The sequence below is a fragment of the Streptomyces sp. NPDC004539 genome, from assembly GCF_040610055.1.
Lineage (GTDB): Bacteria > Actinomycetota > Actinomycetes > Streptomycetales > Streptomycetaceae > Streptomyces.
This window is the reverse complement of sequence record NZ_JBEXLS010000025.1, coordinates 1-24,452: the sequence shown is the minus strand read 5'-3', so window position 1 is coordinate 24,452 and position 24,452 is coordinate 1. Positions and strand designations below refer to the sequence as shown.

Below are 24,452 nucleotides of genomic sequence, written 5' to 3'. Positions count from 1 at the left end.
GGTCCGGCGGCGCCTCACGGTCAGGAGGCGATCTTCTCCGTCACGGTCTGGGAGAACGCCCAGTTCGAGTGCACGATGCGCCACTGGTCGTCGATCAGGCGGTAGCCGTGGGTGGCGTTCCAGGCGCGGAGCTGCTCCTCCTTGCCGTCCTCGTCGAGGACGAAGGTCTTCAGGTTGTAGCCCAGGACGGCGAAGTCGCCGCTGTCGCTGACGTGGACCTGCGGATTGAGGTACTCGCTGCGCACGATGTGCGGGTTGGAGTAGATCGAGTCGATCCACTCGACGACCTTGTCCCGCCCGACCACGACGTTCTCCAGGATCGGGTCGAAATAGCTGACCTCCTCCGCGAACCCGTCGAGGTAGCCGCGATTGTCGCCGGCGCTCCACCGCTCGTTGAAGGACTTCTCCAGCTCGATGATGGTCTTGCTGATCTCTTCTTTGTCGACGCTCATGCCATGTCCCTTCCATCGGCCCGACTGCCCGGCGCTCACCAGCCATGATTCCCCCGGGTTGGGCATATCGGGCGGTAGGCTGCGGACACATGATGGTCAGCAGCAGACACAAGGGCGGAGTCGAAGTATCCGCCCCTCCCACAGGGGCACCCACCCCTCTGTACGGGTTCCAGCCCCCGGTCGGCACCCCGTACAGCCTGGAGGTCACCACCATCGAGGACTTCTTCGCCGACCACGACGCCTGGCCCTGGAACCCGCCCCGTCCTGGCCGGGCCACCTTCCACTACCTCATCCAAGTGACGTCCGGCGTGCTGCACCACGATGTCGACCACATCACCCGCACCGTCACCCATGGCCAGTGGCTGTGGGTGCGCCCCGGACATACCCTCTGCTGGCACCCGCCGGGCAGCGCCAGGGGTCCGTTCATCCTGTTCGAGTCGGCCGTCCTCGGGGCCGAGACGGCCCGCCTGCTCGCCCCCGTCACCTCGCACGACGCGCCCGCTGTCCTCACCCCGCACCCCGACGACGCCCCCTGGGCCGAACGAACCGCCCTCCAACTCCTCGACGAACACCGCGCCCTGGGCCGGCGCCCCCTCGACCTCCACCACGCGCTGCGCCGCAGCTTGCTGGAGGCCCTGTTGCTCCGCCTCGCCCACAGCCCCAGCGCCCCCACTCTGCCTCCCGCTGCCCCCGGTCGTCGGGCCACGGTCTACCGGAACTTCCTCGACGCACTGGAACTGCACTTCCGCGAACAGCACCGGGTGGACGACTATGCCCGCCTGCTCGGCTGCTCGGTCCGTACCCTCACCCGCGCCGCACAGGACACCGCCGGAACCGGAGCGCGGCAGGTGATCGACGAGCGCCGCCTCCTCGAAGCCCGCCGCCTCCTCGGCCCCGCCCGCTGGACAGCCCGCGCCGTCGCCGCCCACCTGGGCTTTCCCGACGCCGCCGACTTCGGCCGCTTCTTCCGCAACCGCACCGGCCTCACCCCCGCCGCCTATGCGGCACGGGCAGACCAGCAGGAAAGCGGCTCCAGCCCGTGCGCCGGCCCGGGACATTGAGAAGCCAGTCCGAGCGGCCCCTCCACCACCGGTTCGACGTCGGCACGGGACCGTCCGCCGTCTACAGCCCAGCTCCGGGCTCGTCCAGGACCACGGTCCGCAGAGGCCGGTGGCCCTTCTCGTCGAGCTGGGCGAGTCCGCGGTCGTAGTCGACGTGGATCGAGCTGCATTGGTTGACCGTTGAGCTGCGGACCGGGGCGGGGAAACGCGGGAGAACATGTCGGTGTGGCCCGCCGAGCGGCTGCTGGTCGAAAGCCGTGTACGTCAGCCTTCGTTTGAGCCCTGTTGAGCAGTCCACCGGCTGTCGTCCAGCGGCATGTCGATCACGGATCGGCGTCCCGTAGCACGCCCGCGCCGTCCTGGAGAGGCATCCCGGCTCCCGCCCTCGTCGCGTCGCTGCCCCAGCTGGCCAGCAGTCGTAGTGCCTGCGAGAACGGGGAGTCGGGTTCGGCGTGGTACGTCACCAGCATCTGTTCGTGGTCGTCGGCCAGGTGGAACGACTCGACGCGAAGGTCGAGTTCGCCGACGAGCGGGTGGTGCAGGCGCTGGATGCCGTGGCACTTGTCCTTGACGTCGTGGGCGGCCCACAGCCGCCTGAACTCCTCGCTCTTCACGGAGAGTTCACCCACCAGTGCGGACAGCCGAGGGTCGTTGGGATGGGAACCGGCGTCCATGCGCAGCTGAGAGACGACGTCGTTGGCTTTGTGCTCCCAGTCCACGAACAGGTCTTGGTACTCGGGCCTGAGGAACACCAGCCGCGCCCAGTTCCGCTCGTGCGCGGGCAGCTCGGCCCAGTCGCCGAAGACCGCCGCGGCCATCCGGTTCCAGGCGAGGATGTCCGAGCGCCGCCCCACGAGGATCGCCGGGCCGCCTTCCATGGTGTCCAGCAGCGTCCGCAGGGGGCCCCGAACCTGCTGGGTGCGGCCGGCCGGCTTCTTCTTCTGCCGTTTCGGCTTCGTCAGGTGTGTCAGGTGGGCGTGCTCGGCGTCGCTCAGCCTGAGCGCACGGGCGATGGCGTCGAGGACCTCCGCCGACATGTGCTGCCCATCGCCCTGCTCCAGGCGCGTGTAGTACCCCACCGAGACGCCGGCCAGTTGCGCCAGCTCCTCGCGGCGCAGGCCCGGCACCCGCCGGCGCCGCCCGAAGTCCGGCAGGCCCACGTCCTCCGGCTTCAGCCGGGCCCGCCGGGTGCGCAGGAACTCACTGAGCTCGGCACGCGGGTCCAGAGCGCCGTCGGCGGGCTCGTGGACCGGTCCGGGGTATTCGTCCATGCCTTCGAGTATCTACGGCCGGACGCACACCAGCCTGCCCAAGCCAGTGGTAGGCACAGCGGATGTACACAAAGCTGTGACCTGGGCGAATACCGGATCGTCGAGCACGCTGGAGATCGTGTCCGGCTGGAATGCGGTCGCATCCTCGCCTTCGCGGGGACAGCTCGGACCCTCTGCGTCGCAGACCTTCATCCCGTTTTCCTCCGTATCGCAGAAAGATAGAGCCCCATGACTGTCGATATTTCGCTTTTCTCCCCCATCTCTCTCGGGAAGATGGAGCTCGCCAACCGCGTCGTCATGGCGCCGCTGACCCGGGTCCGGGCCGGTTCCACCGGCATTCCCGGGGAGCTGATGGCCAAGTACTACCGGCAGCGGGCGAGCGTCGGGCTGATCATCACCGAGGGCACCTACCCCGACCACGCGTCGCAGGGGTATGTCGGTGAGCCGGGCATCGCCACCGATGAGCAGGCGGCCGGCTGGCAGCGGGTGTTCGAGGCGGTGCACGCCGACGGCGGTCGCATCTTCCTCCAGCTCATGCACGCCGGCCGCGCCACCCACCCCGACATCAACGCCGGTCGCCGCATCCTCGCCCCCAGCGCGATCGCCATCGACGGCAAGACGTTCACCGAGAAGGGCGAGCAGCCCTACCCCGTACCGGAAGCGATGACCACCACCGAGACCAGGGCAGCCCTGGAGGACTTCGTCACCGCGGCCCGCCGGGCCGTGGAGGCGGGAGCGGACGGCGTGGAGATCCACGGCGCCAACGGCTACCTGCTCCACCAGTTCCTCGCCCCGGGGGCCAACCAGCGCACCGATCAGTACGGCGGCTCCCCGGAGAACCGGGCCCGTTTCGTCGTCGAGGTGGTCACGGCGGTCGCCGAGGCCGTCGGTGCCGAGCGGGTCGGGCTGCGGATCTCGCCGGAGATCGTCCTCTCTGACGTCTTCGAGACCGACCGGGACGACGTCCTGGCCACCTACGGCACGCTGGTGGACCAACTGCGCCCGCTGGGCCTGGCCTACCTCTCCGTCCTGCACACCGAGCCGGGCGGTGAGCTGGTCCAGGAACTGCGGCAGCGCTTCGGCGGCAAACTGCTCGTCAACAGCGGCTTCCTCGGAGGCCAGACCGTCCGCGAGGAGGCGATACAGCGGATCGAGGCCGACCACGCCGACGCCGTGGTCGTGGGCCGGGCCATCATCGCCAACCCCGACCTGGTCCAGCGCTGGCGGGGCGGGCACCCCGAGAACGAACCGCGGCCGGAACTGTTCTACGCACCGGGCGCGGAGGGCTACACCGACTACCCCTTCCTCGAAACGGCTTGAGGCCCACGGTCACGCCTGTCCATGGGGCATCCCCACTCACCTCACCCATGGACAGGCGCTCGACCGACGACACCGCGCCCGCTGCCTCCGGTGGGAGAGGCCGGGACGGCACACGTCGCGGTGAGCGGGGACGGCGATCTGGACGCCGCCGCCGACCTGGTGGTGACACACGTGGCGTCAACCACCCGGACGTCCCGCCGACCCCGACGGTCGTCCAACGCCTGGCGGTGCCCAGCGGCGCACGACCGGGCCCGACACGAGGGAGCGCCCTCCGTTTGTCCGGCGTCGATGAAGGCGGGAGCCGAGCCACTCAACAAATTCACATTGCGCGCGGAAAGAAGGACCCCGGTCCCGTGGGCTGACATGCTCACCTCCTCCGAAGGAGGTGGCTGTGACCTCGATCGCGGAACCCCTGGGATCACCCGCGCCTGTCACGGGTACGACAGCGGGACGGCTCGCGGACCTCGCCGCCCGGCACGAGCGCTCCCTCGCCGGCGGCTCCCCGTCCGCCGTCGCCCGACAGGCCGCCCGAGGCCGGCTGACCGCGCGCGAACGTCTCGCCAGGCTGCTCGACGAGGACTCCTTCGTCGAGACCGGCGCGCTGGTGTGCACCCGGGGCGGCACCGACGTCACGGTCTACGGCGACGGCGTGATCACTGGCACCGGCACCGTCGACGGACGCCAGGTGTGCGTCTTCGCGCAGGACGCCACCGTCCACGGCGGCAGCATGGGGGAGGCGTTCGGCGAGAAGGTCGTCGCCACGATGGACCTCGCGCTGAAGATCGGCTGCCCGGTCATCGGCCTCAACGACTCCGGCGGCGCCCGCATCCAGGAGGGCGTGCCCGCGCTCGCCCTCTACGCGGAACTGGCCCGCCGCAACGTCCAGGCATCCGGCGTCATCCCGCAGATCTCCCTGATCATGGGGCCGTGCGCGGGCGGCGCCGCCTACTCGCCGGCCATCACGGACTTCACCGTCATGGTCGACGGCACCTCGCACATGTTCGTCACCGGCCCGGACGTCATCGAGGCGGCGACGGGGGAGCGGACCACGGCCGAGGAACTCGGCGGCGCCCGCGCCAGCAACTCCGTCAACGGCAACGCCCACTTCCTCGCCGAGGACGAGGACGACGCCATCGACATCGTCCGCGTCCTCCTCTCCCACCTCCCCGCGAACAACCACGAGCCACCGCCCGAATACCCCACCGGCCCCGGCGGTCTCGCCCCCACCCCCGAGGACCTGCGCCTGGACGGCATTGTCCCCGACCGGCCCGCGGCGGTGTACGACATGCGGCAGATCCTGCGCACGGTCGTCGACGACGGCGAACTCCTCCAGGTGCACGAGCTGTTCGCGCCCAACATCCTGTGCGCCCTGGCCCGGGTCGAGGGCCGCTCCGTCGGCGTCGTCGCCAACCAGCCGCTGCACAGCGCCGGTGTGCTCGACATCGACGCCTCCGAGAAGGCCGCGCGCTTCGTCCGCTTCTGCGACGCCTTCGGAATCCCGCTGCTGACCTTCGCCGACGTCCCCGGCTACCTCTCCGGCACCCACGAGGAGCAGGCCGGGATCATCCGGCGCGGCGCCAAACTGCTGTACGCCTACGCCGAGTCCACCGTGCCCAAGGTGACCGTCGTGATCCGCAAGGCGTACGGCGGCGGATACGCCGTCATGGGCTCCAAGCACCTCGGCGCCGACGTCAACCTCGCCTGGCCCACCGCGAGGATCGCCGTCATGGGCGCCGAGGGAGCCGTCGGCGTCCTGCACCGCCGCGAACTCGCCGCGGCGGCCGGCGAGAGCGAGCAGGCCGCGGCCGACCTGCGGGCGAAGCTGGAGGAGGAGTACGAGAAGACCTGCGCCAACCCCTACACGGCGGCGGCGCGCGGCTACATCGACGCGGTCATCGCGCCGAGCACCACCCGGGCGCACATCACCCGCGCCCTGCGCACGCTGCGCACGAAACGCGCCACCCTCCCCGACCGGCGGCACGGCAACATCCCCCTGTGAGCGAGGCGAAGCCGTAGCCGCAGCCCCCGGACCGGGACACGACCAGTGACGTGAGGAGTCCCCCCATGCCCTCGCACGCCCTTCCACCCGCCACCCTTCCCGCCTGCCTCGCGCACTGGGCCCGGCACACCCCCGACCGCCGCGCGTTCACCTTCGCCAGCCACCCGTCCCCGGACCTGCACGGCAGACACCGCACGCTCACCTGGCGCCGCGTCGGCGTCCGTACCCGCGCCGTCGCCTCCCGGCTGGCCGACACCGTGGCCCCCGGCGAACGCGTCGCACTTCTTGGCCCCCAAGGTCCCGAGTACGTCGTCGGCTTCCTTGCCGCGCTCACCGCCGGAACTGTCGCCGTCCCCCTGTTCACCCCCGAACTGCCCGGACACGCCGACCGTTTGGCCGGAGTTCTGGCCGACGCGCGGCCGTCCGCCGTACTCACCACCCGCGAAGCGGCCGACGGCGTCCGGGCCTTCCTGGAGACGACCGGCGTACGCACCCGTCTGATCGTCACCGACCTGATCCCCGACCATCAGGCCGACGGCCCGCCGCCTCCCGAGCCGGAAGAACACGCCACCGCCTACATCCAGTACAGCTCCGGCTCCACCCGGTTCCCCACCGGTGTCGAGATCTCCCACGCGAACGTCGTCGCCAACGCCCGCCAGGCACTCACCGCCTACGGCGCCGACGGACGCCCCGTCACCATGGTCGGCTGGTTACCGCTCTACCACGACATGGGACTCCTGCTCAGCGTCGCGGCACCCGTCCTGCGCGGACTGCTGTCCGTCCTCATGGACCCCCTCGCCTTCCTCCAGCGCCCCGCCCGCTGGCTGCACCTCCTGTCCGAACACCCCGACACCCTCAGCGCCGCCCCGAACTTCGCCTACGACTACTGCGCCGCCGCCATCGGCGACGACGACAAGGCAGGACTGCGCCTCGACCGGGTCCTCGCGCTCGCCAACGGCAGCGAACCCGTACGGCCCGAGACCGCCGACCGCTTCCACGCCGCCTTCGCGGGACAGGGCCTTTCCCCCGACACCCACTGCCCGTCCTACGGACTCGCCGAAGCCACCGTCTTCGTCAGCGCCCACCGCCCCGGACACCCGCTGCGCCGGCACCACCTGGACCGCGAGGCCCTCGCGGACGGCAAGGCCCGTCCCGTCCCGCCCGACGACCCCTGCGCGACTCAGCTCGCCGCCTGCGGCGAACCCGTCGGCCAGACGGTCCGCGTCGTCGACCCCGCCACCGCCACCGCGCTGCCCGAGGGAGAAGTGGGGGAGATCTGGGTCCAGGGACCCAACGTCGGGCACGGCTACCTGGATCGCGGCCCGCTGACCGACGAGACCTTCCGGGCCCGGCTGACCCACGAGCCCGGCCCCTGGCTGCGCACCGGCGACCTCGGCACCCTGCTCGACGGTCAACTCCTCGTCACCGGACGCCTCAAGGACCTGATCATCGTCGACGGCCGCAACCACTACCCGCAGGACATCGAGGTCACCGCGCAGACCGCGCACCCGGCGATCCGCCCCGACCGGCTCGCCGCCTTCGCCGTCCCGGCCGGACGACTCCCCGCCGGCCGGGACACCGCCCCCGGCGCCGTGCTCGCCGCGGAGTCCGCGGTGATCGTCGCCGAACACGCCCGCGGCCTGCCCGCACCGGCCCGCGACCCCGAGGAGGTCGCCGCCGCCGTACGCGCCGCCGTCTCCGCCCGCCACGGCCTGCGGCCGGCCGACGTCCTGCTCGTCGCGCCCGGCACGGTCGCCCGCACCTCCAGCGGCAAGGTCTCGCGCACCCTGACCCGGGCCCGCTACCTCGACGGCGACTACGAGCGTCCCGGGCGAGGCACGCAATGAGCGCGACGCCGGACGCCCCCGCCGGACTGCGGTGGCTCGTCGTCGAACGGATCGCCCACTGGTCGGGCCTCAGCCCCCAGGACATCACCGGGAACCGGCCGCTCGCGGAACTCGGCGTCTCGTCCCGCGACGCGGTCGCGATCGCCGGGGAACTGGCCCGCGTGCTCGGCCGGGAACTGCCGACGACCCTGCTGTGGGAGACACCGACCGTGGACGAACTGGTCACCGCGCTGAGCGGCGGCACGAGCCCCGGCCCGCGCACCGAGCCCACTGTCCGGCCCGGCACGGACGACGACGAACCGGTCGCCGTGGTCGGCGTCGGCTGCCGCCTCCCCGGTGGCGTACACGGGGCCGACGACTACTGGCGGCTGCTCGTCGAGGGAACCGACGCCATAGGCCCGGCCCCCGAGGGACGCCGACGCCGCTTCGTCACCCCCGCGCCCCCGGACGCCGACACCCCGGCCGGATACCTCGACGACGCCACCCTCACCGGCTTCGACTCCGCCTTCTTCCGCGTCGCACCGCGTGAGGCGGACGCGATGGACCCGCAACAGCGCATGCTGCTGGAGGTGGTGCACGAGGCCCTCGACCACGCCGCGATCCCCGCCGCGTCCCTGGCCGGCACCGCCACCGGGACGTACGTCGGCATCTCGGCCCAGGACTACGGCCGGCTCACCGGCACCGACCCGGCGTCCGTGGACCCCTCGGCGACCACCGGCGCCGCCGCCTCGGTCGCGGCCGGCCGGATCGGCTACGTGTACGACCTGCGCGGCCCGAGCGTCGCCGTCGACACCGCCTGCTCCTCCTCGCTCGTCGCCGTCCACCAGGCGTGCGCCGCACTGCGGAGCGGCGAGTGCGACACGGCGCTCGCCGCCGGGGTCAACATGCTGCTGTCCCCGGTCGTCACCGCCGCCTTCGACCGCGCCGGGGCGCTGGCCCCCGACGGCCGGTGCAAGCCGTTCTCCCGGTCCGCCGACGGCATCGGGCGCGCCGAGGGCTGCGCCGTCGTCGTCCTCAAACGGTTCGGCGACGCCCTGCGCGACGGCGACCGGATACTCGCCGTCGTCACCGCCACCACGGTCAACTCCGACGGCCGCTCCAACGGCCTCACGGCACCCAGCCCGACGGCCCAGCGCACCCTCCTGGAAACGGCCTACGCACGCGCGGGAACCCCGCCCCGGACCGTGGACTACGTGGAGGCGCACGGCACCGGCACACCGCTCGGCGACCCCATCGAGGCGAGCGCGCTGGCCGACGTCCTGGGCCACGGACGCGACCCGGACCAGCCGCTGCTCCTCGGCTCGGTGAAGAGCAACCTCGGCCACCTGGAGGCGGCGGCCGGTGTCGCGGGCCTGGTCAAGACCGTCCTCGCGCTCCACCACGGCGTCATCCCCGGCTCGCTGCACTGCGACCGGCCGGCGCTGGACGACGAGCGGCTGCGCGTGGTCACCGAACCCGAGCCCTGGCCCCGCTACAGCGGAACCGCCACCGCCGGAGTCTCCGCCTTCGGGTTCAGCGGCACCAACGCCCACGCCGTCCTGGAGGAATGGCGCCCCCGGCAGCCGGCCGCACGTGCCCCGCTCGGCCCCGACGCCGTCCACCTGACCCAGCTCAGCGACGCCGACCCGGCCCGGGTCCGGCGCACCGCCGCCCGGCTCGCCGACTGGCTCGACACCCCCGGCGGGCGGGCCGCCCGGCTCCAGGACATCGGACGCACACTTGCTGGGCGCACGGACCGCGGCCCCGCCCGCGCGGCCCTCGTCGCCCGCGACCACGACGGCCTCGCCGACGCACTGCGCGCCCTGGCGGCCGGCCGCCCCCACCCGCGAGTCGCCACCGGAGACCGGGACCGCATCGGCCCCGGCCCCGTCTGGGTCTTCTCCGGCTACGGCAGCCAGTGGACCGCGATGGGACGTCAACTGCTGCGCCGCGAACCCGCGTTCGCCGCCGCCGTGGAGATACTGGAACCGGTGCTCGCCGCCGGATGCGGTATCTCCCTGTACGAACTCCTCGACGACTGCGCCGAGGACGACCTCCGGCGCGTGGAGACAGCCCAACCCCTCCTCTACGGCACCCAGTTGGCGCTCGCCGAACTCTGGCGCTCCTACGGCGTCGAACCCGCCGCCGTCATCGGGCACTCGATGGGCGAGGTAGCGGCGTGCGTCGTCGCCGGCACGCTCGACCCCGCCGACGGCGCCCGCGTGATCGCCGTCCGCTCCCGGCTGCTCGCCACGCTGCGCGGTGGCGCCATGGCGGTCGTGGACCTGGCCGACGACGAACTCGGCGTCCTGGAGCGGGAGTTCCCGGGAGTGCACCTCGCCGTGCACGCCTCGCCCAGGCAGAAGATCGTCACCGGCGAGGCGCCGGCCGTCGCACGGCTCGTCGCACATCTCACCGCCCGAGGGCGCGTGGCCCGCGCCCTGCCGGTCCAGGGGGCCGGGCACTCGCCCCAGGTCGAACCGCTGCTGCCCGAACTCACCGCCGGCCTCGGCTGCATCCGGGGCCGCACCGACGGCGCCGTCCGGGTCTACTCCACGGTCCACGACGACCCCACCCACTCCTGCGCCTTCGACGCCGGGCACTGGGCGGCGAACCTGCGCCGCCCGGTCCGGCTCGCCGGGGCGCTGGCCGCCGCAGGGGCGGACGGACACACCGCGTTCATCGAGATCTCCCCGCACCCCGTCCTCCTGCACCCCCTCGCCGAGACCCTGCCCGACGCCCTCCACCTGCCCACGCTGCGCAGAGGCGACGACCCCGTCGGCACGTTCCGCACCCAACTGGCCGCCCTGCACGCCGCCGGCCACCCCCTCCCGGCCCGCTCCCGCCACCCGCACGGCGAGGTCATCGACGTCCCCCTCCCGCCCTGGCACCACACCCGGCACTGGTGGACGGCCGACCGCACCACACTCCCGGCCACCGAGACACCAACCCCACCGCCACCGGCGAGCGGCGGCGGCACGGTCACCGAACGGCTCATCCACCAGATAGCCACGGTCACCGGCCACCTCCCGCAGCAGATCGGCCCCGACACCCCGCTCGCCGACCTCGGCCTGGACTCCCTCATGGCCGTCCGCCTGCGCGAGGCCACCGTCCGTGAGTTCGGCGTCACCCTCGCCCTCGGCGACCTGCTGGCGGCCGGCACGGTACAGGCCGCCGCCGACGTGATCGCCCTCGTCCCGCACGACAACCGCTGGACACCCCTGCCGGCCCCCATCGCGCCCCGGGCCGCACCGATGCCCCACCCCCTGCGGGCCCTCCGGCCGGGCGGCGACCGTCCTCCGCTGATCCTGGTCCACGCCGCCGGCGGCAGCGCGGACGTCTACCGCCCGCTCGCCGCACTGCTGGCACCCGGCCAGCCCGTGTACGGCCTGGACCGCGCCGAGGAGGCGGACACCGTCGACGCGAAGGCGCGGCTGTGCGCCGAGGCGATCCGCAAGGCGTGGCCCGACGGCCGCTACCGCGTCGGCGGCTGGTCCTTCGGCGGATTCGTGGCGCAGGAGACCGCCCGGCTGCTCGCCGCCGAGTTCGCGGCCCCCGACGCCGTCGTGCTCATCGACTCCGTACGCCCCCTGCCCCGCCCGCCCGGACGGACCGCGTGGGACGTGGCCCGAGAGCACTTCGAAGGGTTCGCCGCACACGTCCTGCGCACCTACGGCGCACGACTGGACCTGCCCTACGAGGAACTCGCCGGGCTCGACGACCGGGCCCGCATCGACCGGGTGCTGGAGACGCTGGGCGAGGCCGCCGACGTCCCGGCGGCGGCGCTGCGGCACCAGCGCGCCTCGTACCTGGACCTGCGTACGGGCGAGGCGCACACCCCCCGCCCGTACGACGGCCGGGTCATCCTCTACCGCGCCACCGAACCCGCGCCGCACACCGTGCGCGACCCGGCGTACGAGCGGTCGGACGACACCCTCGGCTGGGACGAACTCTGCCCGGACCTGGAAGTCGTCCGCGTCCCCGGACACCACCTGTCGCTTCTCGACCCGCCGCACGCCCAGGCCATCGCCGACCACCTGAACCGGGCGCTCGGACCCCGGACGGCCTGAGCCCCCCGACTCCCGGCCCGCCCCGAATCACCGCCCCCTATCCCGATGCCACCGAGCACCGGGTACGCCACAAGGAGCCGCCCGCCATGTCCGACCGACCGTCCGCCTCGTACCGGGGCCCGTCCCGTCGTACCGTCGCCAAAGCCGCCGCCCTCGGTGCCGCGGGCGTCCTCGCCGGGGCCCGGCGAGCCTCGGCCGCCGTCATCACCGTCACCCGGCTGGGACCCCGGACCTTCGACCTCGGCATCCCCTCCGCCGCGCTGGGCCGCACCGCGCCCGTGCGGATCATCCTGCCCACCGCCTACACCGCCCGCCCGGACAGCGTCTGGCCGGTGCTTCACCTGCTGCACGGAGCGCACGACGACTACACCTCGTGGACCCGCGAGACCGACATCGAGGCGTTCACCGCGAACCGGGACCTGATCGTCGCCATGCCGGACGGCGGCCCCACCGGCATCCCCACCCGCTGGCAGACCGGCCCCGACTACGAGACCTTCCAGCTCCAGGAGGTACCGGCGGCCCTGCGCGCCGGCTACCGGGCCTCGGGCGTCCAGGCCGTCGCCGGGGTGTCGACGGGCGGGTACGGCGCGATGGCGCACGCGGCCCGTCATCCGGGGACGTTCGCCGCCGCCGCGTCGTACAGCGGAATCCCCGACACGACCGTGCCCACCATGCCCGCCATCATCCAGGGGATCGTGGCGCGGGAGATCCTCAACCCCCTGTCGCTGTGGGGCGATCCGACGCGGGACTCGGCGACCTGGCAGGACTTCAACCCCCGGGCCCGGGCCGAGGCCCTGCGAGGCACCGCGCTCTACGTCTCCGCCGGCAGCGGCAGTCTGTCCGGCGGCCTCGACACCGTCATCGCGCTGGCGCGGCTCGTCACCGGCGGCGTCGCGGCCGTGCTGCCCGGCGCCCTGGAGAGCCTGGTGGCGCCCTCGACCCGGAGCTTCGTCACCGTCCTCGGCCAGCTGGGCATCCCGGCCACCCAGCACCTCTATCAGGGGGGAGGCCATCAATGGAGCGACTGGAAGGGGGAGTTCACCGCCTCCTGGCCGGTCCTCGCGGGAGCGCTCGGCCTGCCCGTCTGACCCGCCGGAGCGGTCGGGGACGCCTTTGTCACGCACGGACAACACCCCGGCCCCGCCTTGTAACTTCGGTACAGGGCAAGGGAGTTCACCGGAGGGATATCGTCGGTCGCGCCGCTTGACCGACGGTAGGAGCGATCAGCATGGACCCCTTCGGTGTCGTCCCGCACCGGCTGGCAGACTTTCTGCGCCCGCGTCTCGCCGAGATCGTCGGCGAGGTGGAGCGCGAGGTGCAGCTCCAGGTGCCGGAGTACGCGCGGCCGGGCGACGACGCGTACGTGCGGACCATCAGAGCCGGCGTCACCCAGGCACTGAGCCTCTTCGTGGACCGTGTCGCCGGCTCGGGCCACGACCGGGCGCAGGTGGCCCACACCTACTACGAGATCGGTCGGGGCGAATCCGGCGAAGGACGCGGACTCGAAGTACTGCAAGCCGCGCTGCGTCTCGGCGGGCGGGCCGCGTGGCGGCACATGATGAGAGCCGCTGACGAACTCGCCCTGGACCCCGGCGAGGTGGCCGCGCTGGCGGACGCCGCCTTCACGCACATGCACGAGATCATGCAGGCGGCCACCGAGGGCCACACCGAGGCCCGGCTGCGCAGCACGGCCGAGCTGCAACGGTGCCGCAGACGCCTGCTGGACCTGCTGTTCGCCGATCCGCCGGCCTCCGCCGAGGCGATCGAGGAACTGGCGCGCACCGCACGCTGGCCGCTGCCGCACCGCGTCGCCGTCATCGCGGTGGACGAGACGGTCGAGGAAAGCGATGAACGGCTCCTGCCCACCGGGGTACTGGCCGACCTGAGCGCGAGCCCCGGACGCCTGGTGATCCCCGACCCGGACGCGCCTGGCGTCTCGCACGGACGGTTCCTCGCCACCCTGCTGCGGGGCCGCCCCGCCGCGGTCGGCCCGACGGTCCCGCTCTCCCAGATCGCGGACTCGCTCCGCTGGGCGGCCCGGACTCTCTCCTTGGTACACCGGGGCGTCCTGCCGGGCGAGGGCGTGATCCGGTGCGCCGACCACCTCTCGACGCTGCTCCTGTACGCGGACGAACCCCTGGTCCGCGCACTGTCGCGGCGGGTTCTCGCGCCGATGGCCGGTGTCCCGGAGTCTCAGCGCGACCGTCTGGAGGAGACGCTGCTGGCCTGGTTACGCAGCGGCAGCAGCGTCGGCGACGCCGCCCTGCGGCTGCACGTCCATCCGCAGACCGTGCGCTACCGGATGCGGCAGCTGGAGAAACTCTTCGGTGACACCCTGCGGGACCCGGAGACCCGGTTCGAGCTGGAGCTGGCGCTGAGGGCCAAGACGGTCCCCGGTCCACCTCATGAGCGCGGCCGGCCGGTTCCGGAACTCGTCCGCCCTCCGCTCTCCTCCGTGCGCGCCACCGGCGGTTGAGAGCCGCACCGTTCAGCTGTCCGGGGCCAGACAGGCCGGGAGGGGGCCGGCGGGCGGGGCCGGGTCGTCGAGGCAGGCGGAGGCGCGCTCGGGGCCGAGGAAGGGGGCCAGCACGGAGAACGTCAGGCTCGGCAGCAGACCGGGCAGCTCGTCCGTACGCCCGGCCGCGATCCGCCGGTGGATCGCGGAGTAGACCCCGCCGACCAGGATGTCGACCAGCTCCTCGACGGGAAGGGGCGGCCCGGCCTCGGGCAGGTCGGTGAAGAAGTCCCGGAAACGGGCCAGCAGTTCCTCGCGCGCCTCCCACCCGGCGGGGCCGACCGCGTCGATCTCCACGATCGCCATCGCCGCGAACGCGGGCGCCCCGGCGAGGATGTCCAGCAGCGCGCCGAGCCCGGCGCGCACCCGGCCCGGCCAGTCGCGCGCCCCGGCGTGCGCGTCCTCCATGGCGCTGACGACCATGTCCGTGCCGTATCGGTGGGCGGCGAGGAAGGCGTCCTCCTTGCCCTTGAAGAGCTCGTAGAAGACCGGCCTGGTCACGCCGGCCGCCTGGCAGATGTCGCTGACCCGGGTCCGGGCGTACCCGGCCTGGGCGACCGTGCGGACGACACCGTCGAGCAGCCGGTCGCGCTGGTTGGCGGCGACCACCTCGGCCGGGGCCCGGCGCGGTCCCCGCCGCAGTGAGCGCTCCGGGTCGCGTCCCGCGCGGGTGCCGGGCAGCACCGGCGTCGACGGGTCTGTTGGCATGGCTCGTCCCTCCCCGGGAACTCGCGCGCATCCGGTCGTGCGAACCGTCTTGACTTGAATACCCGTCAGGTTTACAACTCTCACAGGTTTTCCACTCGCGCGGACCTGCGGCCGGAGCCCCGTCGGAGCCGACAGTGTCACGCACCCGCAAGGCCGCCAACAAGCCCTCCCCGTGCCTTTGACGTCAGGTCGGAGACACGTACCGGTCGAGGCGTTCCCGTACGTCCCGGAGCGCCCTGCGCGGGTCGCCACCACGACCCCTCCTCGCCACTCGCACTCGTACCAGGGGCCTCACATGCGCAGACACATCGCCCTGCCCACTCTCGCCGCCGCCCTGACGGCACTGGCACTCCTCCCGGTCCATGCCGCCTCGGCGGCCGGCACCGTCCTCACCCACGGCAGCGCCGGCGGCGACGCCGTCTCCGTGGGCGACGTCCTCACCTCCTCGCTGGCGAGCGGGACGAAGGCCACCCTCGCCACCAGCAACAGCGGCACCTCCGGCATCTCCTGCACCGGATCGACGCTCTCCGCCACGGTGACCTCGAACCCGGCGGCTCCGGGCAGCGCCACCGAATCCGCGACCTCCCAGACCTTCAGCGGCTGCACCAGCAACGTCTTCGGCGTCACCGGGGTGAAGAGCATCACGGTCAACGGCATGCCCTACACCACCTCGGCGGCCTCGGACGGAACCGTCACGGTGACCCCGGCCCCGGGCGGCACGATCCAGACCACGGTGGTGCTCTCCACCCTGCTGGGCTCGATCACCTGCGTCTACCAGGCCCCCGGCCTCGCCGCGGTGAGCTCCAACGGCGACAACAGCCTGGCCTTCACCAACCAGCCGTTCACCAAGGTCTCCGGCTCGCTGCTGTGCGCCGGCAACGGCTACTTCACGGCCGTCTACGCGCCCGTGGCCGACAGCAGCGTCAGCGGTTCCCCCGCCGTCTACACCAACTGACAGCCCGTCCGAGAGGACTCCCCGTGAAACTGCTCCGCCTCCGAGCGCTCATGGCGATCCTCGCGATCGTCACCTCGATCACTCTCGCGGGCTCCGCGCACGCCGCCTCCGGCAACCCCTACGAACGCGGGCCCGCCCCGACCGAGGCGAGCGTCACCGCCGAGAACGGCCCCTTCGCCGTCGCCTCGGTCGTCGTACCGTCCGGCAGCGGCCAGGGCTTCAACAACGGCACCGTCTACTTCCCCCTCGACAGCGGCCAGGGCACCTTCGGGGCCGTCGTCATCATGCCCGGGTTCGTCGCCCCGCAGGCCGAGATCGCCTGGTACGGGCCTCGGCTCGCCTCCCAGGGCTTCGTCGTGATGACCCTGGACAGCAACGCCCTGTGGGACTTCCCGACCGACCGCAGCAACCAACAGCTCGCCGCGCTCACCTACCTGACGACGCAGAGCGCGGTGAAGAACCGGATCGATCCCCGTCGTACGGCCGTGATGGGGTGGTCGATGGGCGGCGGCGGCACGCTGGAGAGCGCGGCGAGCACCCCGTCCCTCAAGGCGGCCATCCCGCTCGCGCCGTGGGACCTCGTGAACGTCTCCGGCCAGATCACGGTTCCCACCATGATCTTCGGTGCCGACGGCGACACCGTCGCCCCCGTCTCCACCTTCGCCCTGCCCGCCTACAACGGGCTGACGAACGTCCGCGACAAGGCGTTCGTCGAACTCAGGGGCGCCGACCACTTCACCTTCGCCAACCCCAACACCACGGTCGCCAAGTACAGCATCGCGTGGCTCAAGCGCTTCGTGGACAACGACACCCGCTACGACCAGTTCCTCTGCCCCACCCCGAACGACCCGAACACGGTCGTCTTCCTCGACACCTGCCCGTTGTAGCCTCCCGGGCATGCGGCGGGCAGGGTGGGTCTCGGCCCACCTGCCCGCCGCGTCGTCCTGGACCAGGTGCGGGCTGCGACGCCGAGACCGGCGATCGGGTCGGTCACCTCCGGTGATCTCCCTGGCGCGAGTGGGGAGGTCCTCGTCGTCCGTGACGACGACATGGGCCGCGTCGGCGTCCAGGAGCACCAGTCTTGGGAGCAGGGGTGGGGGCGGTCGTGGGTGGCTGAGAAGAGCGTCTGAGTGCCGGTCGACGGTAACGATTCGGCAACCCGTAGGGGTGGGCGCACGCTAATGTTCGGGTCGGAAACGTCGTCCGTTGCTCCGCCTTCCGTCGCGCGTCCATGACCTGACCGTTCTGTGTCACGTCGTGCGTCGGTGGATGAGAACCGGTGCTCCGCGTGGCGCTTCCGTGAAAGAGGGTCTGCTCCCTTGAACGCTCCCCCCACTCCGCTCGTCGTCGCGGAACGGGACCAAGTCGCAGACCAGATGGTCTCTCTGACACTCCGTCACTCCCAGGGTGACCTGCTGCCGGAATGGCAGCCGGGCGCACATGTCGAGCTGCTCCTCGACGACGGCCTCGCCCGCACCTACTCGCTGTGCGGCGACCCCGCCGACCGCACCGCCTGGCACATCGCCGTGCTGCGGACCGCCGACAGCCGAGGCGGTTCGGCGTACGTCCACGACGAACTGCACCCCGGTGTCCGCCTCGACGTACGCGGCCTCCGCAACAACTTCCCCCTCCAGCCAGCGAGCCGCTCCCTGTTCGTGGCCGGAGGCATCGGCATCACCCCGTTGCTCCCGATGGCCGCCGCCGCGCAGGCACAGGGCGCGGAACGGCACCTGCTGTACGGCGGGCGCTCCCGTACGTCGATGGCGTTCACCGACCGGCTCGCCGCCTACGGCCCGCGGGTGATGTTCCGCCCGCAGGACGAGCACGGCCACCCCGACCTGGACGCCTTCCTCGGCGAGCCCGACGAGGACACGCTCGTCTACTGCTGTGGTCCGGAACCCCTCCTCGCCGCTGTGGAGGAACGCTGCCGCGTCTGGCGGGACGGGGCGCTCCAGACGGAGCGGTTCCGCGCGCAGAAGCAGCAGCCGTGCGCGCCCGGTCCGTCCTTCGAGGTGGTCTGCGCCGACAGCGGCGTCACCGTCCAAGTTCCCCCGGAACACAGCGTGTTGTCGGCGGTCCGGGCGGCGGGGGTCGATGTCCCGTTCTCGTGCGCCGAGGGTATCTGCGGCACTTGCGAGACGGAGGTGCTGGAGGGCGAGCCCGACCACCGTGACTCCTTCCTCAGCGCCGGGGACCGCGAGTCGGGGGAGACGATGCTGATCTGCGTCTCCCGCACTCTCGGCCCCCGCCTCGTCCTGGATCTGTGACCACCGAAGGACCGAGCCCTGCGCGGAGCGGCCACCCGGCTGCGAAGCCGCCGCCGACGCCTGGCGGCGCGTCGAGACCCTCTTCGCGACACATCCGAACGACCCCCACACCGAGAAAGCGGAGTCATGAGCGCCACCGAGACCGAGACCGCCGCACAGACCGACACCCCGCCCCAGGACGGCTGGCACGTCGACGACCGCTGCCTGAACTGCAACATCGCCCGCCACACCGCGCCCGGCCTGATCGGCACCGAGCCCGGCGGGGACTACGGCGGCGTACGCTCCGTCATGATCCGCCAGCCGGAGACCGAGGAAGAGACCGAGCAGCTCTACCTCGCAGCGCACGCCTGCCCCACCCGCTCCATCCACCCGCCCGCCGAACAGTGGGACGCGGACTCGGACCCGTACCCCAAGGCGCTGGACGAGAACGTCTACCTGTGCGGGCACTCCTCCCCGCAGACATACGGCGCGACCTCCTTCCTGCTGCGCCGTCCCGACGGGACCGCGATGATGATCGACACCCCGCGCTGGCGTCCGGCTCTCGCCCGCCGCTTCGAGAGGGAGGTCGGCACGGTCACCGACGTCCTGCTCACCCACCTCGACCACGTCGCGCACGGCCGCAAGTACGCCGACGCCTTCGGCGCCCGGCTGTGGATTCACGAGGGCGACCTGCACTCCCGTCCCGACGCGGACTCCGTCATCCGGGGGCTGGAACCGGTGGAGATCGGACCGGGCGTCATCGCGTACCCGTTCCCCGGGCACACCCCGGGCAGCGTCCTGTACGTGGCCGACGACACGTACTGCTTCACCGGGGACGCCTTCTACTGGTCGCACACCACCAAGGCCCTCGACGTGTTCGAGAGCGTGGTCTACGACTCGATCAGGACCACCGGCGTCTCCCTGGCCCGCGCCGCCGAGGAACTGACCTTCGAGTGGGTCCTGCCGGGCCACGGCGACTTCAAGCACCTCCCGGCCGAGGAGATGCGACAGCGGATGCGCGGGCTCGCCAAACGCGTGAAGTCGTACCCCGAATTGGAAGTCCACTACGGCAAGGTCCGCTGGTGACCGCCTGACCCCGGACGTCCGTCACAGGCCCGGGGCGGGGACGCCCCCTGCTTCGACCCGCTCGGCATCCTGCTGTCCGGCACGGGCCTCGCCCTGATCGTGTTCGGGGTCCGGAACGGCAAGGCGTACGACTGGGGCACGATCGCGGGCCCGGTGACGGTGCCTCAGGTCATCGTCACCGGGGTGATCCTGCTCGTCGCCCTCGTGCTGTGGCAGCGGTACACACGCGGCCGGCCCCTGCTGCCCCTCGCGGTCTTCCAGGACCGCAATTTCTCCGTCAGCGCGCTGGTCACCGCGTCTCTCGGGTTCTCGATGACGGGCATGTTCCTGCCGCTCGTCATCCACCTCCAGACCAACCTCGGCCTCATCCCCGCGCAGGCCGGCCTCCTCACCGTCCCCATGGCCCTGCTCTCCGCGACCATGGGACCGTTCATCGGCCGCCTCTCCGACCGGGTGAACGCGAAGTACCTGGTCGTGGCCGGACTGCTGGGCATGGCCGCGGGCCTTGCACTCGTCGCGACACGCACCACGTCCACCGCCCCCTCGTCAGCTCTCATCCCCGGCCTGGTGGTCTGCGGCCTCGGCATGGGCCTGGTCCTCGTCCCCCTCAACAACACCGCCATGCGAACCGTCCAGCCCGAACTGCGCGCCACCGCCTCCGGCGTCTACTTCACCGCCCGCCAACTCGGCGCCGTCCTGGGCAGCGCGACGACCAGCCTGTTCCTCCAATCACGCACCACCGCGGCCGTGACCGCCGAAGCCCGCGACGCCGCCGGCGAACTGCCGGCTCCCTACCCGAACAGAGTTCATGGACACCTGAGCGCGCGAGCGGGCGACCGAACCGGCATCAACAGCGGCACAGGGCTGAGCGGACTCCCCACGTCCCTCACGGCCCACGCGGACGAACTCGCCGAACACGCGCTGCGCAGTGGCCTCGCCCAAGGGGCGCGAGCGGCCTACGTACCGCTGATCGTCGCGCTGCTGCTCGGGGTCGCCGCCGCGACAACGCTACGGGGATCGACCCGAAGTCGCGGATCGGACGCCTGACTTCGTGGCTCAGCGCTTCTCACCGCTTCTTTGCGCTCATCGCACTTCCCGTTGCGCGGCCCGTGTACATCAGCACGTCGAATCCGCCGGTCGGACAATCCTTTACGTGATGGGTGAAACGGTACCGAACCATGTCGCCAAGCGACAGGTCGATCATGCGAACTTCGCGCGCCCCCTGATAGTTCGACAGTAAACTGGATCACGGCCGTGAAGGCCGCATCAGGAGGGAATGAGCATGAGGAATTCAAGAATGCGCGGCGTGATGATGGCAGCCGCAGCGAGTGCTCTGGCTATGGGCGGAGTACTCGGCGCCGCCGGGCAGGCGGCAGCGATAAAACAAATCAATTTCTTGACGTGCCAGTTCAGCTCAAAGTATCTGACCTTCACCGTTGAGCAGAAGAGCCTTGGCGGACGGCCGAACTATTATCAAGTGTGCTATGCGGACGCGGGATACACCAAAGTCAACATCCAGAAAGTGGTCTCCGTCAGCGCCGGCAACAACAGCGGAAACTACGTGTGCACCATCGGGAAAAAATCCTGGGTCCTCCCCTTCAAAAAGGGGGAGTCGGACACCTTCCGCGACTATTGCACGATCAAGTTCATCACCATCTTCTGAGCGTCTTTCACTCCGCGTCGCAGTTCCCAGCTCGACGTACCGCACAAGCTGTCCATGAGGGCCCGCCGACGACAAGTTGGCGGGCCCTCATGGGGTGCTACCTGTCCGACGAGGACAAGGTTGTGCATGCGGGCGATGCCGAGCATGGCCTGGTGGACGCCCTCGCCTTTGAGGCGGCAGTCGCGGAGGGTTTTGCACGTCTTCCTTCGTGCGAGGACATGCTCGACGCGGGCCCGGACCTGCTTGTGGGACTTGTCGTGTCCCTCTTTCCAGCCGGGGAATGTGGTGTGGTCGGGTAGTGGGTCGCCGCGCCGGTTGTAGTGGCTGACGGGTGCCCGGGTCTGGTGGAGGGCTCGCCAGTGGTGCTGCCGCAGGTGGCAGGTGGGTTCTTGGCGGCCGACGAGGGCGGTGGCGGCGAGCACGCCGGCGTGTGCCGGGACGGTCAGGCGGATCAGCGGTAGACGCTCGTCTCTCGTGCCCGTCGGGCTCTTCCCTGCTCATCGCCCAGCCCGGTGATCTGTTTCGCCTGCTCGTTGTTCTCCTCGATCGTCCAGCGCACTCAGGCCTGGTACACAGCCTCCGCCAGGGCGGCGTCGGGGCGGTGGTGGACGAGGAAGCAGACGTACTCGAAGTCCACACGCCCGCCCGCGAGCTGCTTCTTTTCGATGGAGCGGCGGATGAGCAGGTGATGGGCGAAACCGTCGGCGGGCTGCCGGCCGGGCAGGACCACGTCGAACCAGGTCCAGTCGTAGTGCCGCTGTCCCTTGGAGCCGTCGCCCTAGCTGCGGCGCTCCCACCGGTCCCGGGCGGTCGCGTAATGCAGCAGGTCACCGGCCTTGGCCACGCGGGCTGGTACGGCTTGCCGGGCGGGGTCCTTGTCGTAGTCGGCGTCGGCGGTCACCCAGGCGAAGGGCAGCTCGGGTCCGACGGCACCGCGCAGCATGGCGATGCCCGGCTCGGGCTTGGTGGCGAAGGCAATCGCCTCAGGCACCCCGGCGCTTCCTGGGCCCAGACGGCGGACAGGTGCAGGCGCCGGTCGAAGAGGGCGTGCCCGGCTACGGCGGCGTAGGTGAGCATCACCATCACCTGGCAGTTGCGCACGTCCCCGGTGGACCCGCAGTGCTGATCCTGTTGGCGAAATCGTCAGGCTGCTGTGGGTAGGGCTTGGTTGGCGCGATGATGGGTCCATCCCCCGCGGGGACAAAGTCAGATGAGGTGATGGCGATGTCACTACGTCCTCACGACCCCCTTCCAGTACCGGACTTGACCGCACAGATCGCGCGGGCGGCCTTCCCGGACAGCTGCCTTGGCATGCGCCTGCGCGACGCCCTGGGGCCGGTCTTTAGTGACGACGACTTCGTGGATCTGTTCCCGCGGCGCGGTCAGCCGGCCCTGTCGCCGGGGCAGCTGGCTCTGGTGTGCATACTGCAGTTCGCCGAAGGACTGTCCGACCGCCAGGCCGCAACCGCAGTCCGGGACCGGATCGGGTGGAAATACGCCCTCGGCCTGGAACTGACCGACCCCGGCTTCGATTTCTCGGTGCTCTGCGAGTTCCGCGCCAGGCTCATCACCGGCAAGGCCGAGCGCCGTGTACTCGACCGGCTCCTGGAACTGTGCCGGGACCACAATCTCCTCGGCAACGGCGGAGCGGCGCGCACCGACTCCACCCACGTGCTGGGCGCGGTACGCGTATTGAACCGACTGGAGCTGGTCGGCGAGACCGTGCGCGCCGCACTGAACGCCCTGGCCGTCGCCGCTCCTCGCTGGCTCGGCAGCTGGATGCCCCCTGTGTGGGCCGATCGTTACGGGCACCGGGTGGAGAACCACCGGCTGCCCCAGACCGACGCCGGGCGGCTGGCCTTCGCGACGGCGGTGGGGAGCGATGGCGCGGTGATCCTGGCCCAGGTCGACGCCGGCAGCGCCCCCGCCGCACTGCACGAGCTCGAGGCGGTGCATGTCCTGCGGGCCGTGTGGCTGCAGCAATACGACCTTGCTGCCAACTGTCCGCGCTGGCGCGTGACGGAGGAACTGCCACCGTCGCAGGAGCGGATCGCCTCCCCTTACGACGTCGAGTGCCGGTATGCGATCAAGAGGACCACGAAGTGGACCGGTTACAAGAGCCACCTGACCGAGCACTGCGGGCCCGACCGGCCTCACCTGGTCATCAATGTGGAGACCACCGACGCTTCCCAGAGCGACCAGAACATGATCGCGCTTGTCCACGGCCGCCTCGACGAGCGTGGCCTGCTGCCCGACGAGCACCTGGCCGACACCGGCTACATGGCCGCGACCACCCTCCTCGACGCAGCCCGCGACCACGGAGTCCGCCTGATCGGTCCGATGCCACCGGACACCAGCTGGCAGGCCAAGGCCAGGGAAGGGTTCGACGTCACCGCCTTCGTCATCGACTGGCAGGGCCACACCGCGGTCTGCCCTCAGGGAGCGGTAGCCCGGCGGTGGCGCCAGCAGCTCGACAGCCGCGGACACCCCGTCATCCGGATCCGGTTCCCCGATCAGGACTGCGCGGCATGCCCCGTACGCAACAAGTGCACACGGCGGACCAGCGAACCACGCGACCTGGTCCTACGACCGCAAGCCCAGCACGAGACCCTGCAGCGACACCGGCAGGAGCAGGGCACTGCCGCCTGGCAGGAGAGCTACGGCAGACGGGCAGGAGTGGAGGGAACGATCTCCCAGGCCATCAGCGGCCCCGACATCCGCCACGCCCGCTACCGCGGCCTGGCCAAGGTCCAGCTCCAACAAATCCTCTCCGCCGCCGCCCTCAACCTCCTCCGCATCGACGCCTGGCTCACCGATACGCCCCTGGCCCAGACCCGAACCTCACGCCTCGAAGCCCTACCCACAGCAGCCTGACGATTTCGCCAACAGGATCAGTGCTGGTGGGCCACCCCGACCGACCGCGTCCCCTTTTTCTGTGTCCAGTGCAGCGCGGCGCGCCCGGCCCTACGGCCATCGTCCAGCCCTTCTTGCGGCTCAGATCCGACAACAGAACCTCGATCAGGTCCGCGAACACCTACACGCGGCTCCGGCCGCGCGAACAAGTGCCCCGACCCTCCGGTGAGCGAAGCCAGTTCCTCCGCCCATCGCCTCGGTAGTGGAGGAAGCCAGGAAGCCCGTGGTCTCGCTCCGGAAGGACAAGGCGAACCACTGAGCGTTTTCAGCGCGGCCACTGATTCCCAATCAGGTTGTCAAGTGGCTGTGGTGACATGCGGTGAAGGCGTCATGTCGCTGCGGCACCGGCGCGGGCAGCGGCGGTCTC

The 24,452-nt window shown here is 71.4% G+C and carries 20 protein-coding genes and 1 pseudogene; 15 read left to right on the top strand and 6 right to left on the bottom strand.

Annotation, left to right across the window (positions count from 1 at the left end; genetic code table 11):
* Window positions 1-20: 20 nt before the first annotated feature.
* Window positions 21-452 (bottom strand): nuclear transport factor 2 family protein, encoded by a 432-nt coding sequence (locus ABZX85_RS38000; protein ID WP_355879510.1) that lies wholly within the window; start codon window positions 450-452, stop codon window positions 21-23.
* A gap of 92 nt (window positions 453-544) precedes the next feature.
* Between ABZX85_RS38000 and ABZX85_RS37995 the strand changes: the two genes are divergently transcribed.
* Complete coding sequence (locus ABZX85_RS37995; protein WP_355879508.1) at window positions 545-1,513, top strand: AraC family transcriptional regulator; 969 nt, start codon at window positions 545-547, stop codon at window positions 1,511-1,513.
* Between the two features lie 323 nt (window positions 1,514-1,836).
* On the opposite strand, the gene ABZX85_RS37990 is transcribed toward ABZX85_RS37995, so the two are convergent.
* On the bottom strand, window positions 1,837-2,784 hold the full coding sequence (locus ABZX85_RS37990) for a helix-turn-helix transcriptional regulator (RefSeq protein ID WP_355879505.1): 948 nt from the start codon (window positions 2,782-2,784) through the stop codon (window positions 1,837-1,839).
* Window positions 2,785-3,012: 228 nt separating this feature from the next.
* Between ABZX85_RS37990 and ABZX85_RS37985 the strand changes: the two genes are divergently transcribed.
* The 6 genes from ABZX85_RS37985 (at window position 3,013) to ABZX85_RS37960 (ending at window position 14,475) form a co-directional block, all read left to right on the top strand.
* Window positions 3,013-4,104, top strand: a complete 1,092-nt coding sequence (locus ABZX85_RS37985) for an alkene reductase (RefSeq protein ID WP_355879503.1) — start codon at window positions 3,013-3,015, stop codon at window positions 4,102-4,104.
* Between the two features lie 391 nt (window positions 4,105-4,495).
* On the top strand, window positions 4,496-6,103 hold the full coding sequence (locus ABZX85_RS37980) for an acyl-CoA carboxylase subunit beta (RefSeq protein ID WP_355879500.1): 1,608 nt from the start codon (window positions 4,496-4,498) through the stop codon (window positions 6,101-6,103).
* A 65-nt stretch (window positions 6,104-6,168) separates the two neighbouring features.
* A complete protein-coding gene (locus ABZX85_RS37975) occupies window positions 6,169-7,950 on the top strand; it encodes a fatty acyl-AMP ligase (protein WP_355879497.1) in 1,782 nt (593 codons plus the stop codon).
* Window positions 7,947-11,999: a type I polyketide synthase gene (locus ABZX85_RS37970; protein ID WP_355879494.1), complete on the top strand. Its 4,053-nt coding sequence runs from the start codon at window positions 7,947-7,949 to the stop codon at window positions 11,997-11,999. The genes ABZX85_RS37975 and ABZX85_RS37970 overlap by 4 nt, the downstream gene beginning before the upstream one ends.
* 86 nt (window positions 12,000-12,085) lie before the next feature.
* The gene (locus tag ABZX85_RS37965; RefSeq protein ID WP_355879491.1) at window positions 12,086-13,087 is read left to right on the top strand and encodes an alpha/beta hydrolase-fold protein; all 1,002 of its coding nucleotides are present in this window, start codon (window positions 12,086-12,088) and stop codon (window positions 13,085-13,087) included.
* Window positions 13,088-13,227: 140 nt separating this feature from the next.
* Entirely contained in the window at window positions 13,228-14,475 is a 1,248-nt protein-coding gene (locus ABZX85_RS37960; protein ID WP_355879488.1) for a helix-turn-helix domain-containing protein, read from the top strand.
* Window positions 14,476-14,487: 12 nt separating this feature from the next.
* On the opposite strand, the gene ABZX85_RS37955 is transcribed toward ABZX85_RS37960, so the two are convergent.
* Window positions 14,488-15,222, bottom strand: a complete 735-nt coding sequence (locus tag ABZX85_RS37955) for a helix-turn-helix domain-containing protein (protein WP_355879485.1) — start codon at window positions 15,220-15,222, stop codon at window positions 14,488-14,490.
* A 295-nt stretch (window positions 15,223-15,517) separates the two neighbouring features.
* On the opposite strand from ABZX85_RS37955, the gene ABZX85_RS37950 reads away from it, so the two are divergent.
* From ABZX85_RS37950 to ABZX85_RS37920, 7 genes are all read left to right on the top strand, one after another.
* Window positions 15,518-16,177, top strand: coding sequence for a Tat pathway signal sequence domain protein (locus ABZX85_RS37950; protein WP_355879482.1), 660 nt, complete (start codon window positions 15,518-15,520; stop codon window positions 16,175-16,177).
* Between the two features lie 23 nt (window positions 16,178-16,200).
* Window positions 16,201-17,064, top strand: coding sequence for an alpha/beta hydrolase (locus ABZX85_RS37945; protein ID WP_355879479.1), 864 nt, complete (start codon window positions 16,201-16,203; stop codon window positions 17,062-17,064).
* A 24-nt stretch (window positions 17,065-17,088) separates the two neighbouring features.
* Entirely contained in the window at window positions 17,089-17,307 is a 219-nt protein-coding gene (locus tag ABZX85_RS37940; RefSeq protein ID WP_355879476.1) for a hypothetical protein, read from the top strand.
* A 246-nt stretch (window positions 17,308-17,553) separates the two neighbouring features.
* Window positions 17,554-18,444: a PDR/VanB family oxidoreductase gene (locus ABZX85_RS37935; protein WP_355879780.1), complete on the top strand. Its 891-nt coding sequence runs from the start codon at window positions 17,554-17,556 to the stop codon at window positions 18,442-18,444.
* A 126-nt stretch (window positions 18,445-18,570) separates the two neighbouring features.
* Window positions 18,571-19,509, top strand: a complete 939-nt coding sequence (locus tag ABZX85_RS37930; protein ID WP_355879473.1) for an MBL fold metallo-hydrolase — start codon at window positions 18,571-18,573, stop codon at window positions 19,507-19,509.
* Window positions 19,510-19,575: 66 nt separating this feature from the next.
* Window positions 19,576-20,556, top strand: coding sequence for an MFS transporter (locus tag ABZX85_RS37925; RefSeq protein WP_355879777.1), 981 nt, complete (start codon window positions 19,576-19,578; stop codon window positions 20,554-20,556).
* Window positions 20,557-20,806: 250 nt separating this feature from the next.
* Window positions 20,807-21,172 (top strand): beta/gamma crystallin domain-containing protein, encoded by a 366-nt coding sequence (locus ABZX85_RS37920; RefSeq protein ID WP_355879470.1) that lies wholly within the window; start codon window positions 20,807-20,809, stop codon window positions 21,170-21,172.
* Window positions 21,173-21,276: 104 nt separating this feature from the next.
* On the opposite strand, the pseudogene ABZX85_RS37915 reads toward ABZX85_RS37920, so the two are convergent.
* The 3 genes and pseudogenes from ABZX85_RS37915 to ABZX85_RS37905 all read right to left on the bottom strand — a co-directional run.
* A pseudogene (locus ABZX85_RS37915) lies at window positions 21,277-21,450 on the bottom strand (IS5/IS1182 family transposase); the annotation flags it as partial.
* 281 nt (window positions 21,451-21,731) lie between these two features.
* Complete coding sequence (locus tag ABZX85_RS37910) at window positions 21,732-21,902, bottom strand: hypothetical protein (RefSeq protein WP_355879467.1); 171 nt, start codon at window positions 21,900-21,902, stop codon at window positions 21,732-21,734.
* Window positions 21,903-21,950: 48 nt separating this feature from the next.
* Entirely contained in the window at window positions 21,951-22,163 is a 213-nt protein-coding gene (locus ABZX85_RS37905; RefSeq protein ID WP_355879464.1) for a hypothetical protein, read from the bottom strand.
* Window positions 22,164-22,435: 272 nt separating this feature from the next.
* Between ABZX85_RS37905 and ABZX85_RS37900 the strand changes: the two genes are divergently transcribed.
* Window positions 22,436-24,046, top strand: coding sequence for an IS1182 family transposase (locus ABZX85_RS37900; RefSeq protein WP_355879461.1), 1,611 nt, complete (start codon window positions 22,436-22,438; stop codon window positions 24,044-24,046).
* Window positions 24,047-24,452 lie beyond the last annotated feature (406 nt).